General features: G+C 40.2%; 15 protein-coding genes. 1 reads left to right on the top strand and 14 read right to left on the bottom strand.

All coding sequences use genetic code 11. The features are described 5' to 3' along the window. Positions 1-24: 24 nt before the first annotated feature. Positions 25-906: a TIGR03899 family protein gene (locus DK924_RS13300; RefSeq protein ID WP_055013332.1), complete on the bottom strand. Its 882-nt coding sequence runs from the start codon at positions 904-906 to the stop codon at positions 25-27. Further along, the gene (locus DK924_RS13295) at positions 875-1,423 is read right to left on the bottom strand and encodes an SRPBCC family protein (RefSeq protein WP_054202374.1); all 549 of its coding nucleotides are present in this window, start codon (positions 1,421-1,423) and stop codon (positions 875-877) included. The genes DK924_RS13300 and DK924_RS13295 overlap by 32 nt, the downstream gene beginning before the upstream one ends. A 299-nt stretch (positions 1,424-1,722) precedes the next feature. On the opposite strand from DK924_RS13295, the gene DK924_RS13290 reads away from it, so the two are divergent. After that, the gene (locus DK924_RS13290) at positions 1,723-3,897 is read left to right on the top strand and encodes a YgiQ family radical SAM protein (protein ID WP_109875417.1); all 2,175 of its coding nucleotides are present in this window, start codon (positions 1,723-1,725) and stop codon (positions 3,895-3,897) included. Between the two features lie 72 nt (positions 3,898-3,969). Here DK924_RS13290 and mgtE read toward each other — a convergent pair whose 3' ends face one another. The 12 genes from mgtE to DK924_RS13230 form a co-directional block, all read right to left on the bottom strand. Then, positions 3,970-5,328 carry a magnesium transporter gene (mgtE, locus tag DK924_RS13285; RefSeq protein ID WP_008115512.1) on the bottom strand — a complete coding sequence of 453 codons (1,359 nt, stop codon included), beginning with the start codon at positions 5,326-5,328 and terminating at the stop codon, positions 3,970-3,972. Between the two features lie 106 nt (positions 5,329-5,434). Then, complete coding sequence (locus DK924_RS13280; RefSeq protein ID WP_008115514.1) at positions 5,435-5,707, bottom strand: HPr family phosphocarrier protein; 273 nt, start codon at positions 5,705-5,707, stop codon at positions 5,435-5,437. Between the two features lie 17 nt (positions 5,708-5,724). Further along, positions 5,725-6,567 carry an RNase adapter RapZ gene (gene rapZ, locus DK924_RS13275; RefSeq protein WP_010390558.1) on the bottom strand — a complete coding sequence of 281 codons (843 nt, stop codon included), beginning with the start codon at positions 6,565-6,567 and terminating at the stop codon, positions 5,725-5,727. Between the two features lie 19 nt (positions 6,568-6,586). Continuing rightward, complete coding sequence (gene ptsN, locus DK924_RS13270) at positions 6,587-7,039, bottom strand: PTS IIA-like nitrogen regulatory protein PtsN (protein ID WP_010390560.1); 453 nt, start codon at positions 7,037-7,039, stop codon at positions 6,587-6,589. A gap of 4 nt (positions 7,040-7,043) precedes the next feature. Further along, positions 7,044-7,331 carry a ribosome hibernation promoting factor gene (hpf, locus tag DK924_RS13265; protein WP_010390562.1) on the bottom strand — a complete coding sequence of 96 codons (288 nt, stop codon included), beginning with the start codon at positions 7,329-7,331 and terminating at the stop codon, positions 7,044-7,046. Between the two features lie 26 nt (positions 7,332-7,357). Next, on the bottom strand, positions 7,358-8,857 hold the full coding sequence (locus DK924_RS13260) for an RNA polymerase factor sigma-54 (protein ID WP_016900280.1): 1,500 nt from the start codon (positions 8,855-8,857) through the stop codon (positions 7,358-7,360). A 334-nt stretch (positions 8,858-9,191) separates the two neighbouring features. After that, entirely contained in the window at positions 9,192-9,917 is a 726-nt protein-coding gene (gene lptB, locus DK924_RS13255) for an LPS export ABC transporter ATP-binding protein (RefSeq protein ID WP_010390565.1), read from the bottom strand. Then, the gene (lptA, locus tag DK924_RS13250; protein ID WP_010390566.1) at positions 9,914-10,453 is read right to left on the bottom strand and encodes a lipopolysaccharide transport periplasmic protein LptA; all 540 of its coding nucleotides are present in this window, start codon (positions 10,451-10,453) and stop codon (positions 9,914-9,916) included. Before lptA ends, lptB begins: the two co-directional genes overlap by 4 nt. Then, entirely contained in the window at positions 10,443-10,997 is a 555-nt protein-coding gene (gene lptC / locus DK924_RS13245) for an LPS export ABC transporter periplasmic protein LptC (RefSeq protein ID WP_010390567.1), read from the bottom strand. The genes lptA and lptC overlap by 11 nt, the downstream gene beginning before the upstream one ends. Next, positions 10,994-11,545 (bottom strand): 3-deoxy-manno-octulosonate-8-phosphatase KdsC, encoded by a 552-nt coding sequence (kdsC, locus tag DK924_RS13240; RefSeq protein ID WP_109875416.1) that lies wholly within the window; start codon positions 11,543-11,545, stop codon positions 10,994-10,996. Before kdsC ends, lptC begins: the two co-directional genes overlap by 4 nt. After that, positions 11,546-12,517 carry a KpsF/GutQ family sugar-phosphate isomerase gene (locus DK924_RS13235; protein ID WP_109875415.1) on the bottom strand — a complete coding sequence of 324 codons (972 nt, stop codon included), beginning with the start codon at positions 12,515-12,517 and terminating at the stop codon, positions 11,546-11,548. Between the two features lie 3 nt (positions 12,518-12,520). Continuing rightward, entirely contained in the window at positions 12,521-13,489 is a 969-nt protein-coding gene (locus tag DK924_RS13230; RefSeq protein WP_054202369.1) for a calcium/sodium antiporter, read from the bottom strand. Positions 13,490-13,728: the final 239 nt, after the last annotated feature.

Below are 13,728 nucleotides of genomic sequence, written 5' to 3'. Positions count from 1 at the left end.
GCCACCTTGTGTGGCTTTTTTTAGTTATTTTGAAGTGTGCCACACTAATTCAAACTCCCCTTCAAATGCTGCACCAATTAACTGTTTGTACACTTTATTAATTGGGTAATTCATTAGTCTAAACAGTTCATCACCGGTTTGGGTAAACTTATAATAGCTTAGTACTAAGTCGTTACTTTTTGCTTTTAAAGTTAGTTTTTGAGTTAAAAAGGAGAGGGTGATCTCTTGTCCTGCTTTTAATGCAGCGGATTCAATCTCTTTACGGTATAACAAATTTAAATCCATTAAGGTTAATACATCAGGAAAGCTCACACCGCTTTTACCTATGCTTAATGACACTTTATTACCCTTGCCTAATAAATCAAATAACGAGGGTTTTTTGTAATAGCCTAAAAATATTAGGTGACTACTATCTTTTTCGTTATACCCTGAAATAGACACACACTTTCTTAATGAATCCGCTTCGCGCTGGGTCATGTGTTTGAGAGTTTGTAAGCTTTTTATAGAAAAGGTACCTGGGCTAATGGTTTCGCCAGTAAAAATTTTTGCCCATAATGTTTGCATAGATTGGTTTGAGGTATCTTCACATAAGGCAATAAAGTGCTCCACCCAATCGGCGTCAGGTTGTTTAGCGCAGGCTACATCAGGACAAAACTCCATTGCTAAGGCTAAAATAGTCTCGATATTTTGTTGTTGTTTTATTAGCAGTAGATCTTGTCTTTTTTGTGCTCGAGCTAACACTGAATGCTCGCTATTAATACGGTAAAGAGACTTTGATTTACCCTGCGTATTATAGGTTTTTTCATCAGCTGCAGGCGTATTACTCACTTTTGTGACCGAGTAACCTAACAGTGACTCAATAATATTGGCAAGTTTAATTCTGGCTTGTGCGGTTTTGACTGTCATGGCTTTCCATTATTGCTTGTGCATCACTGAGTTGGGCTACCGTCTTTAAGTTATTTAGCCCTAGGGTGACTATATTGCTTAATATATTTTCAGCAAATATAGCAACATAGCCAGATATAAGCGGCACAGTTGCTTGTCCTTCTATATGCCAGGTTACAGTTTTTGCATGTGGGCTAAATAGTAATCGGCTAGTAATAATATGTTCTTGATTAAATAATACATTAAATACAACTTCATTGGCGCTTAAAGAAGTGATTGTCATTTCGCCTTGCCCCCACTTTCCTTGCCAAGATTGATAGGCTCCCGCACCAGCACTAGGTTCACCAATACTAAATTCAATATTGGGATCTATTTGCTGCCACGGCGACCATTTGTACCACTGCGTAAAATCTTCCACTAATGACTTTATAACAGGAGGGCGGGCATTTATTTTAATGCTTTTTTGCACGTGATAGTTTTGTGGTAAAAGTAATCCCACAACAACAAACGCCAACAGTAAGATGGCTGAAAACTGCATTAATTGTTTAAGTAGTTTAATAGGTATGCCTCATTGGTTTTAATATTACAGCGTCTATGAATTATTAATAATCACAGCTTATTTAATAGTTTAGCCTAGAGTCGATCATTTTTATCTAGTTTATCTACTTTAAATAAATCTAAAAGCAGACATTAGCAGTAATCAGCTTAGATGATTTGTCTGTTTTAGTAATGCGATAAAGGTAAACAATTTTTAATCAGTGCTTTCATTTTGTGCTATATCAACGTGGATGTCGATAGGGTATAATTCGCGCCTTTTGTTATTGAACGGCCAATTTTATGAGCACACTAAAAGCTGAACGCGGCTTATTCTCATACCCTAAGTATTGGGCTGAGTGTTATGGCACAGCCCCATTTTTACCAACAACACGCGAAGAAATGGACGCGCTTGGCTGGGATAGCTGCGATATTATTATTATTAGCGGTGATGCTTATGTAGACCATCCTAGTTTTGGGATGGCCGTAATTGGCCGTGTGCTTGAAGCACAGGGGTTTAGAGTGGGCATTATTGCTCAGCCTGATTGGAACTCGAAAGATGCCTTTATGGCATTGGGTAAGCCTAACTTATTTTTTGGTATTACAGCCGGTAACATGGATTCGATGATCAATCGTTACACCGCTGAAAAACGAATGCGCCACGATGATGCTTATACCCCGGGAAATGTTGGTGGTAAACGCCCCGATCGCGCCGTGATCATATACTCACAACGTTGTCGTGAAGCCTATAAAGATGTGCCGCTCGTGTTAGGGGGCATTGAAGCCAGCTTGCGTCGTATTGCTCATTACGACTATTGGCAAGAAAAAGTACGTCGTAGCGTATTATTTGACGCTAAAGGCGATATTTTAATTTATGGTAATGCCGAACGCCCGTTAGTTGAAGTAGCGCATCGTATCGCTGCGGGTGAAACCATGGATACGATACAAGATGTGAGAGGCACGGCGGTTATTCGTAAAGAGCCTTTACCCGGTTGGCGTGGCAGTGATTCAACAGCCATTGATAAAATTGGTAAAATAGACCCTATTCCTAATCCTTATGGTGCGGATGATGTGGGTTGTGCTAAATCAGAATTTAAGCAAGCGGGTATTGATTTAAAAGCCGAAGCTGCAAAACCAATTACCATTCAGCCTGCGCGCCCTAAGCCATGGGAAAAAACTTACGTTAAGTTACCCGCTTTTGAGCAGGTCAGTGTTAATAAACCATTATATGCTCATGCATCGCGTATTTTGCACCAAGAAACCAACCCTGGTTGTGCAAGAGCGTTGTTTCAGCGTCATGGCGATCGCTCTATCTGGGTGAACCCGCCAGCTTATCCACTTGAAACCCAAGAAATGGATGATGTTTTTGGTTTACCGTATCAGCGTATTCCGCACCCAAGTTATGGCGATAATAAAATTCCTGCTTACGATATGATTAAAACGTCGGTAAATATAATGCGCGGTTGTTTTGGCGGCTGTTCGTTTTGTTCTATTACCGAGCATGAAGGGCGAATAATTCAAAGCCGATCTCAAGAATCAATTATTGAAGAGATTGAGCAAATTAGAGATAAAGTACCAGGCTTTACTGGGGTTATTTCTGATTTAGGCGGACCAACCGCAAATATGTACAAACTGCGTTGTACCAGTAAAAAAGCAGAGAGTACCTGTCGCCGCTTGTCGTGTGTGTATCCTGATATTTGTAAGCATATGGATACTGACCATACCCCGACTATCGATTTATATAAAAAGGCGCGTGAGGTTAAAGGGATCAAAAAGATCTTAATTGCTTCAGGCGTGCGTTATGACCTTGCCGTACGTGATCCTCGTTACGTTAAAGAGCTAGTAACTCATCATGTTGGTGGATATTTAAAAATTGCACCAGAGCACACTGAAGATGGCCCATTATCTAAGATGATGAAGCCTGGTATGGGTGCTTACGATGAGTTTAAAGCGCTATTTGATAAGTACTCTAAAGAAGCGGGTAAAAAGCAGTATTTAATTCCATACTTTATTTCTGCTCACCCGGGGACTAAAGACGAAGACATGGTTAATATGGCTTTGTGGCTGAAATCGAATGACTTTAAGCTTGATCAAGTGCAAAACTTTTACCCATCACCGATGGCTAATGCGACCACCATTTATCATACTGAAATGAACTCGCTACGTAATATTAAAAATAACACAGAGCAAGTTGCGGTACCAAAAGGGGCGCGCCAGCGTCGTTTGCATAAAGCAATTTTACGTTACCATGATCCTGCCGGTTGGCCTATGATCCGCGAAGCTCTTCGTAACATGGGCAAAGCTAAACTCATTGGTAAAGGTCCAAATTGTTTAGTGCCAGAAGAAGGCAGAGATGAAAGGCAAGCCAAAGGCAGTAAAGGCGGTCGTCCAGCGCTTACTCGTCATACTGGCTTTAGTCAGTTTAAAAAAGCCAACACTAAACCTAAGGTGGGCGGTAATCGCCAGCGCGCAAGGTAAAGTAACTATCGGCTTAAACAAAAACACCGCGTATTGATGCGGTGTTTTTGTTTATAAACGTTTATAAAAAAATTAAATCAATAACCAAGTTGCAGTGCCTAAAAAGGCAAATATACCAACAATATCAGTTACCGTGGTTAGTACCACACTGCCTGCAAGTGCTGGATCTATTTTCATTTTTTTAAGCAATAGTGGGATACTAGCACCCGCAATACCTGCTGCAACTAAATTCATAAACATAGCAAACGCTAAAACACCACCGAGTTTGAAATCCCATTGCCAAAGCGCAACGACACCGGCAATTAGGATAGACCAAACCATACCGTTAATCGCGCCGATAGCGAGTTCTTTTAATAATAAAAAACGTTGGTTAGTTTGGTTGATATGGCCCACCGCGATACCGCGAATAACCAAAGTTAAGGTTTGGCTGCCTGCAACCCCACCCATTGACGGGACAATGCCATTGAGCACAGCAAGAATTGGTAATATAGCTAAGGTGTTTTCAAAAAAGCTCGCCACAATTGCAGCCAGCAATGCAGTTAGTAAGTTTACACCTAGCCAAATTGAGCGCTTTTTAGAGCTTTTTAAGACCGGCGCAAAGGTATCTTCTTCATCATCAAGACCCGCTAAGCTTAATAAGCTATGCTCTGCATCTTCACGGATAACATCAACGATATCATCTATAGTAATACGACCAAGCAAATGCGCGTTGTCATCGACCACTGGAGCCGATATCCAGTTATGCCGTTCAAATAGTTGCGCTACTTCGCTTTCATCCATTGAAATAGGAATAGATTCACACTCTTCATCCATTAAATCCTGAACAATTTTTTCAGGGGGATTAGTTAATAAAGTGCTTAGCGATAAGGCGCCTAAAAAACAGTTATGTTTATCTACAACGTATAAGTCATCGGTGCCCTCTGGCAGTTCACCGCGTAAGCGAATATAACGTAGTACAACATCTAGAGTTACATCAGGGCGAATAGTTACGGTATCTATATTCATCAAGGCGCCAGCAGAGCGCTCTTGGTAAGATAGAGCTTGTGTTGCACGCTCTCTATCTTGAATATCCATAGCGCTAACAACGTCTTTATATACGGTGTCTGGTAGGCTACGTAGTACTTCCCCTAAATCATCATGGCCCATGTCTTCTGTTGCAGCAGCAATGTGCTCAGGTGCCATTTGCGCAATAATGCCCAAACGTACGTCTTCAGAGAGCTCTTCAAGTACATCACCCTGTACATCAGGATCAACCAGTTGCCAGAGCATACGACGAATTTTATGGGGAGATGATTCTAAAAGAAGTGCGGTATCACAAGGTGCCGTTTTTGCTAGCATGCGCCTAACTTGAACAAATTGACCACTATTTAGTGACTTAGTCACCTGTTTTAGTTGTTGTAGTGGAATATCTTGTTCTAAAGCTTCAGGCATTGGCGTCCTTAATTAAATTTTATTACACGATGATGGGGTATCGCTTTATCTTACTTTATATCAGTAAACTACCTCAATCACTATTAACCTTAGCTTATAAGCAGGATTACTCTTGCTCATTAAATCGTTGGTCAATGAGCTCACCAATTGCATTAAGTGCAGGCTCTGCGTCAGGGCCTTCACATACTACCTTAACTTCTTTGCCTTGACTGCTTTCGAGTAACATAAGTGCTAATACACTGTCGCCAGCGGCTTGTTTATCGTCTTGAAATAACGTGATTGAGGCATCAAATTGCACAGAAAGCTGTGCCAGTACAGTGGCCGCTCTGGCATGCAGGCCTAACTTGTTTTTTATTAAAAATGTGTTTTCTAACCGCATTAATATTCTCTCAAGCTTTATTCTTGTTCTCGGTGGCGAATTTTTACATTAGGATGACTCATTGCAAAGCTTTCACCTATAGTTTGCGCTAAATAAACTGAGCGGTGTTGCCCTCCGGTACAGCCTATAGCTATGGTCAAATAGCTGCGGTTATTTCTTTCTAAATGAGGCAGCCATGTTTGCACGAATGTTTGAATTTGCCATGTAAATTTTTGTACTATGCTGTGGCTGGCTAGGTAGTCTTTTACTGGTTGATCTAACCCTGTGAGTGGCTTAAGTTCAGGCTCCCAATGCGGGTTTGGTAAAAAGCGAGCGTCAAATACATAATCTGCTTCTTTGGGTATACCGTGCTTAAAACCAAATGACTCAAAGGTAATGATCAGTTGTTTGTCTTTTTTACCGAGTATTTTTTCACGAATAGATTCAGCCAGCTGATGCACACTTAAATCCGTAGTATCAATCATATAATCGGCACGGTTAATGAGTACATCAAGGAGTTGTTTTTCTTTTTTTATTGCTAAATCAAGTGGCAGTGAATCAATCGAAAGAGGATGAAGACGCCGTGTTTCTGAAAAACGTTTAATTAAGGTTTGATCGTCACTGTCTAAATAAAACACCGTTGGCTTAGTGAAACCAGGTAAATATTCAATGATTTCATTAAACTGTTGCTGCTCTTTAGGTAAATTACGCACATCAACACTTACGGCTATTTTATTGTAGCTGTCGGAAACACTACGAACAAGAGATGGCAATAAATTTAAAGGAATATTATCTACACAATAATAACCTAAATCCTCAACAACACGCAGCGCAACAGATTTACCAGAACCTGAGCGACCACTTATAATTATTAATTCCATTTATCACCCTTAATTGTTACTACGGTTGACTTACAATTACTTGATACAGCTCATTGTCGGATTTTGCCGCTCGTAATTGCTTACAAAATTCTTTATCGTTGAGCTTTTCTGCTATCGTGGCTAAGGTTTTTAAATGCTGCTTATTGTCACCATCAGGTACAATTAAGGCAACAAAAATGTCGACCGGTCTGTTATCTATCGCATCAAAATTAATAGCCGTTTCGCTCACTAATATAAGTGCAAGAGGCTCTTGTACACCACTCATACGACCATGAGGAATTGCAATTCCTCGACCTATACCTGTACTCCCTAGTTTTTCTCTGGCGGTTAACGCGTTAAGAATATCTTGTTGTGTTAAATAGGGCAGTTTATTGTGAGCCAATTCACTGATAAATTCTAAAATTCTTTTTTTACTATTAAAAAGGACCGCAGCTTTACTGCAGTCCTGACAGATAAGTGAGCTTAGTTTCATAGTGTTAGTGTCGAGCAAGTTTCTCTTTGTGTTTAATTACTTGACGATCTAGCTTGTCAATCAGCGAGTCTATAGCAGCATACATATCTTGATGTTCAGTGGAAGCAAAAATCTCAGCGCCACTAACATGAACGGTTGCTTCGGCTTTTTGGTTTAGTTTTTCTACATCGAGAATAACGTGCACATTCGTTATGTGATCAGTGTGCCTCTGTAACTTCGAAAATTTACTATTTACGTAGTCTCTAAGCGAGTCGGTAATATCTACATGGCGACCAGTTAAATTCAGTTGCATAAACATTTTCCTCTTTGTTGTACGCCTTAAATCAAACTTTTACGTTGATTTGACGGGGGAATAGCTAGAGATTCGCGATACTTTGCAATAGTTCTCCTTGCTACTTTAATTCCTTGCTCAGCCAATATATCTGCAATTTTACTATCACTCAATGGTTTAGCTGAGTTTTCTGCAGCGATTAATTTTTTAATTAATGCGCGTATTGCTGTAGATGAACATTCGCCACCATTTTCAGTGCTTACATGGCTTGAAAAGAAATATTTAAGCTCAAAAATACCGCGTGGTGTGTGCATGTATTTTTGCGTAGTAACACGTGAAATAGTCGATTCGTGCATTTCTACCATTTCGGCCACGTCATTAAGTACCATAGGCTTCATCGCCTCAGGACCATGTTCAAAAAAGGCCTGTTGTTGTTGCACAATACAGTTAGTTACTTTAAGCAGTGTGTCGTTTCTACTTTCTAAGCTTTTTATAAACCATTTAGCTTCTTGTAAGTGTGAGCGAATAAACTGGCTATCGCCGCTTGATTTAACCGTACGCGACATAGCTGCATATTGGCTGTTTACCCTAATTTTAGGCATGCTATCTGGGTTTAGTTCAACCACCCAACGGCCTTTCACTTTTTTAACCGACACATCAGGAATAACGTACTCAGACTCTTCTCTAACAATAGTGTCAGCGGGTTTTGGGCTAAGCGTGTGAATTAACGTCATGACTTCTTTAAGCTCATCTTCTTTGAGCTTAGTTTTTTTCATTAACGTGCGATAATCACGCGCAGCCAGTAAGTCAATGTGATCGGTTAAGATCATTTTTGTTTCGTTTAAAAAAGGCGTGTCTTGGTCAAACTGATTTAGTTGAATACACAAACACTCTTGTAAACTACGCGCGGCTATTCCTACCGGATCAAATAACTGAATACGCTTTAAAACGGCTTCTATTTCATCAAGTTCAACTTCATCTTCTATGTCGTTTTCTTGATTAAAACTTTCTAATATTTCTTCACAGCTAAGGGTTAAAATACCAGAATCGTCCACAGCTTCTACGATTGCAATCGCGATGGCTTCATCTGTTGGGCTAAATGGCGTCAGTTGCAATTGCCACATTAAATATTCATGCAGTGTTTCAGTTGAAGAGCCTTGATAAATTGATTCATCTTCAGGCATTGGTCCCGAGGAAGAGGCCGGTGCTGCGCTCATGTATTCATCCCATGTAACATCCATTGCCATATCATCGCTAATGGTGTCTTTGGTCATGGCTTCGCCGCTATCTTGCTCATATTCGCTAGGTTTTTCGTCAGCTGAAGCACTTAGCATTGATTCATCGGTATCGGCTTTTTGTTCGTTTTTACCCGCAGCATCTTCACTGTAATCTTGCTCTTCAACTTCAAGTAAGGGATTACTATCGAGTGCTTCTTGAATTTCTTGCTGGAGATCCAATGTACTGAGCTGCAATAAGCGAATTGCTTGTTGCAACTGTGGAGTCATTGTAAGTTGCTGGCCCATGCGCAGCTGTAATGATTGCCTCATTTATCTCTAACAATCCTTTTAAATTACGGTCTGTTGACCTTTACGGATTAAAATTTGTTCAAACTAGGGGCGGTTTAATCGCGGCGCGAGGTTTGTAACCTAGTGGGCTAAGTCAAAACCGAGCAACAAAAAGTAAATCGTCCCTAGGCAGAACCCGAAGGGCAGCGCCTGTTTGGCATTGATGCTGCGTTATCGCCTATTTATGGGGAATGCCACATCACATAGGCTCTGCCTTGCCTAAATACCAAACAGACTGCTGCAAATTCAACCTTGAAAGGTCAACAGACCTAAGTATAATTAATCTTAGCAGATGCTTAGTGGAATAACACACATATTAGAGCTTGAACTGCTCGCCCAAATAAACATCGCGTACTGTTTTATCGTTTAATACATATTCTGGAGTGCCTGATGCAATTAACTCCCCATGAGAAACTATGTAGGCTTTTTCACAAACATCAAGTGTTTCGCGGACGTTGTGATCTGTGATCAATACGCCAATTCCTCGGTTTTTAAGGTGCTCTATAATCTTTTTAATATCTAATACAGAGATAGGATCAACCCCTGCAAAGGGTTCGTCTAGTAGTATAAATTTAGGATTTGCTGCTAATGCTCGCGCAATTTCAACACGGCGACGCTCACCACCTGACAGAGCCATACCTTGGCTGTCACGAATATGCTGAATACTAAATTCATCAAGTAAATTATTTAAGGTATCTTCACGTTGTTGCTTATTGAGCCCTTTACGTGTTTCTAATATAGCCATTAAGTTTTGATAAACCGTCAGCTTTCTAAAAATAGATGATTCTTGTGGTAAATATCCTATCCCTAGGCGAGCTCGGCTGTGCATTGGTAATAAAGTGATATCTTGATCATCGATTGATATTTTACCTTTATCGCTCGGTACAAGGCCTACAATCATGTAAAAGGTCGTGGTTTTACCTGCGCCATTGGGGCCAAGTAAGCCGACAATGCTGCCTGCTTCAACTTCTAGACCAACGTTTTTCACCACTTCACGGCCTTTATAGCTTTTTGCTAGTAGCTCTGCTTTTAATGTGCTCATGGTTGGCCTTTATCGTCTTCTTTTTTGTTTTCAACAGGCACTAAAATAGTGTGTACACGGTCTGTTGAGTTTTCGTCTTTTTCTGCGCTAATTAACTGCTGCTCTATATCGTAGGTGATACTTTTGGCAGTTATTTTTTGACCTGCTTGAGCAATACTGGCATCGCCGATTAAGGTTAAAAAACGTTGCGAAACATCGTAACGCACTTCATTCGCACTGGCACTCATGATGGTGCCATCTGCTTGTGTTTCTTCAAAATATGCAGGGCTGCCTGTGGCAATTAATAATTGCTTGTTATCGCCTAAGTCATCGCGTTTATGCACTTCTAAACGGTCAGCTGTGATACGGCGATTACCATGAATAATTTCAACATTTTTCTCAAAAATGCCCACGTTTTCTTTTAATTGACCTTCCTGCCTGTCAGCACTAATTGAGATTTGATTAGCCGCAGGAGCTTCAGTGGTTTCCTCTGCATGGCTATGAAATGCAATCAATAATGAAGGAACAATTAGAATTTTAAATAGGTTATTGGTCATAATATAGGGTTCGCGTATGGTTAATAAGTTTAATCACTTCGGTTTTTAAATCGGCCTCAAGGCCTTTACCTGTGATTTTTAAATTAGGTCCTGTAATAACGACAGGCTGCTCTGACTGCATAGTGAGTAGTTTTATATCTACATTGATGCTATCGGCTGTGATCGTATCGATCATGGCGTTATCGGCTAAATTTAGCGCTTTTACATTGCCCTCTAATACGAGTTGACGATCGTCGTAGAGGGTGGCCTCATCAGCGTTAATACGCCATGTTTGCTGCTCGTTGTATAAAGTAAATATAGGTTTTTCAAAAAAGGTAAAACCAAGTTGTTGGTATAACTCCATTTTTACCGCAGTTACTTTGTGGCTTATTTTACCTTGCTCATTATAAGCGGTTTGTTTTAGCTCAATCGCAGTGTAATCAGGCTTAGCAATAGTTTGAGTTTGTTCATCCGCAATAATATCTACCTGAGAAAAATAAGGATACCAAAGCCAAACCATACAGCTTATGAATAAGATGCTCAGTATAATGCGAGCTACATTCATGAACTGGTTCCTTGGCTAGTAAGTGGCTTATTGTTTTCAAGCATCAGTAAATCTGTTAACTCTCTTACTGCACCAAAGCCGCCTGGCAGCTGAGTGACATAATGCGATAAACGTTTTATCAGTGGGTGGGCGTCGTTTACGGCTACTGCAAACCCGACTTTTTCCATCACTGGCATGTCAGGGCCATCGTCACCAATGTAAGCTATTTGCTCATCGCTTAGCGCTAATTTTTGTTTTAATTCTTGATAGGCAATGAGTTTGTTTTCTTGGCCTTGGTATATATGCTGTACGGTTAAATTGCTCATACGTTGTTGAACTATTTTTGAGTGACGACCTGTGATCACAGCAACTTCAAAACCACTATTAATAAGGGCTTTAATGCCAAACCCGTCTTTGGTATTAAATGCTTTGAGCTCTTCACCTTGGTTGCCAAGATAAATACGTCCATCAGAAAATACACCATCAATATCGCAAATTAATAATTTTATTTTTTTTGCGCGCACTTTTGCATCATCACTTAACGGCTGATAAAGATCTTCAAACTGCATTTATAGCACTCCCGCTTTTAGTAAGTCTTGCATATTTAGTGCGCCAATAGGGTGATTATGCTTATTAATCACAATTAAACCATTAATACGTTTTTGTTCCATAATGTTCAGTGCTTCAGCCGCGAGCATGTCTTGTGTGGCTGTTGTACATGACTTTGTCATCACAACATTAATTTCTGTGCTGTGTATATCAATACGTTGCTCTAAAATACGGCGTAAATCACCATCGGTAAACAACCCCGATAATTGCTGATTACTATTTATAATAGCGGTCATGCCAAGCCCTTTGGCTGACATTTCAATTAAGGCGTCTTTAATGGTTTGCGTTTCATTAATAATAGGCGTGTGAATACCGCTGTGCATTACATCTTTTAAGGTTAAGAGTAAGCGTTTGCCTAAACTGCCACCTGGATGCGACAGTGCAAAATCATCAGCGGTAAAACCACGGGCTTCTAATAATGCTACCGCCATAGCATCGCCCATAGCGAGTGTTGCTGTGGTACTTGCTGTTGGCGCTAAGCCTAATGAGCAGGCTTCTTGTTCAACTTTAATACACACATGCACATTTGCCAATGTTGCCATGGTTGACGTTTCGTTGCCTGTCATAGCAATCATTTTTGCGCCAATGCGTTTTAATACCGGAATAATATTAAGCACTTCACTGGTTTCGCCAGAGTTAGATATAAGCATAACCACATCATTTGATGTAATCATACCTAAATCGCCATGACTCGCTTCACCAGGATGTACAAAAAATGCGGGGCTTCCAGTACTCGCTAAAGTGGCTGCTATTTTATTACCGATATGGCCCGACTTACCCATGCCAATAACAATAATACGGCCTGAGCAGTCGTACATTAATTGGCACGCTTGATCAAAGCTTTCATTAACGTATTGTGCGATATCGCTGAGTGCTTGACGTTCTATATCAAGGACGCGCAAGCCTTGTTGAATAAAATTTAGCGTTGCCATGGATCACCCTACTTGACTAAAAATATAACCTTGGTAAATCATAAATGCGACGATGAGTACGCCACCTTCTAGTCTATTGATACGTCTTTGACCTCTAAAGTTCAATGACATAGCAATAAGTGCCAAGGTTGCACCGATCATAATTAAAACATCACGGTTAGCTACTGATGCGTCAATAACTGATGGGTTAATTAATCCTGCCAGCGGTAACACCGCGAGAATATTAAAAATATTTGAGCCAACAATGTTACCCAGTGCTAGATCATCTTCATTTTTAAGAACACCCGCAATGGAAGCTGCAAGTTCAGGTAAGCTGGTGCCTATGGCTATTATGGTTAAACCAATTACTAAGTCACTTAAGCCAAAATATTTTGCAATATCAACGGCTGAGCCAACTAAAAAGTGTGAGCTAACAGGAAGTAAAATCATTCCGACGACTAACCAAAAAACGGCTTTTTTGGTTGGGACATTATCAGGTACTTCATCACAGGCTTCGCTAACAAAGGGGTCGTCTTGGTTTTTTGCTCGCAGTGATACAAAAATAAGTCCACCAATAAAAACAACAAAACCAAAGAGTAAGGCTGCGCCTTCAAAAAACGAAAAGTAGTTATCTGAAAAAATATACCAAGTAGCGATAGACACCAATAATACCAGTGGAATTTCTCGTTTTAATGTACTTGAAGAGACTGAAAGCGGTCTTAAAAGCGCTGTAATACCTAATACTAATAATATGTTAGTGATATTTGAACCAACTGCATTACCTACGGCTGTATCGGTTTTATTTGCCAAAGCAGCTGAAGCGGATACCATCATTTCAGGGGCCGATGAGCCCATAGCTACCACGGTTAAACCTACAATTAATGTTGGTACGCCAAAGTTTTTAGCCAGTGCCGCCGCACCATAAACAAACCTGTCCGCACTCCATACGAGAGCCGCAAAACCGAGAATTAAAATGACAAACGAGGTAACCATTGTGATAAGCCAGTTAGTGTAAATTCAGATAGCGCGAATAGTAACAAAAGCCACCATAAAAGTATAAGTAAAAGAGTAAGCTGTAATACATTAGGCGGTTATTAAAATAATTATTTAATGGGTTAACTTGCTTGTTTAAGCATCGGTTAAGTCAATTTGTCGCAGTCTTATAGCTGTTTTTACGTGGCTATTACAAAATCTTACGAATTGTTTTTTCCATCTTGACCAAAAAACCCTTA

This window comes from Pseudoalteromonas sp. meg-B1 (genome assembly GCF_003173795.1).
GTDB lineage: Bacteria > Pseudomonadota > Gammaproteobacteria > Enterobacterales > Alteromonadaceae > Pseudoalteromonas > Pseudoalteromonas undina.
The sequence above is the reverse complement of the archived record's forward strand: the minus strand, read 5'-3'. Positions and strand labels throughout refer to the sequence as shown.

Bases quoted from the DNA above. Each gene is read 5' to 3' on its own strand.
- rapZ (WP_010390558.1), bottom strand. From the start codon at position 6,567: ATGGAATTAATAATTATAAGTGGTCGCTCAGGTTCTGGTAAATCTGTT.
- DK924_RS13230 (WP_054202369.1), bottom strand. From the start codon at position 13,489: ATGGTTACCTCGTTTGTCATTTTAATTCTCGGTTTTGCGGCTCTCGTA.
- DK924_RS13295 (WP_054202374.1), bottom strand. From the start codon at position 1,423: ATGCAGTTTTCAGCCATCTTACTGTTGGCGTTTGTTGTTGTGGGATTA.
- kdsC (WP_109875416.1), bottom strand. From the start codon at position 11,545: ATGCAGTTTGAAGATCTTTATCAGCCGTTAAGTGATGATGCAAAAGTG.
- lptC (WP_010390567.1), bottom strand. From the start codon at position 10,997: ATGAATGTAGCTCGCATTATACTGAGCATCTTATTCATAAGCTGTATG.
- DK924_RS13260 (WP_016900280.1), bottom strand. From the start codon at position 8,857: ATGAGGCAATCATTACAGCTGCGCATGGGCCAGCAACTTACAATGACT.
- lptA (WP_010390566.1), bottom strand. From the start codon at position 10,453: ATGACCAATAACCTATTTAAAATTCTAATTGTTCCTTCATTATTGATT.
- DK924_RS13290 (WP_109875417.1), top strand. From the start codon at position 1,723: ATGAGCACACTAAAAGCTGAACGCGGCTTATTCTCATACCCTAAGTAT.
- ptsN (WP_010390560.1), bottom strand. From the start codon at position 7,039: ATGAAACTAAGCTCACTTATCTGTCAGGACTGCAGTAAAGCTGCGGTC.
- hpf (WP_010390562.1), bottom strand. From the start codon at position 7,331: ATGCAACTGAATTTAACTGGTCGCCATGTAGATATTACCGACTCGCTT.
- DK924_RS13235 (WP_109875415.1), bottom strand. From the start codon at position 12,517: ATGGCAACGCTAAATTTTATTCAACAAGGCTTGCGCGTCCTTGATATA.
- DK924_RS13280 (WP_008115514.1), bottom strand. From the start codon at position 5,707: ATGCGGTTAGAAAACACATTTTTAATAAAAAACAAGTTAGGCCTGCAT.
- mgtE (WP_008115512.1), bottom strand. From the start codon at position 5,328: ATGCCTGAAGCTTTAGAACAAGATATTCCACTACAACAACTAAAACAG.
- DK924_RS13300 (WP_055013332.1), bottom strand. From the start codon at position 906: ATGACAGTCAAAACCGCACAAGCCAGAATTAAACTTGCCAATATTATT.
- lptB (WP_010390565.1), bottom strand. From the start codon at position 9,917: ATGAGCACATTAAAAGCAGAGCTACTAGCAAAAAGCTATAAAGGCCGT.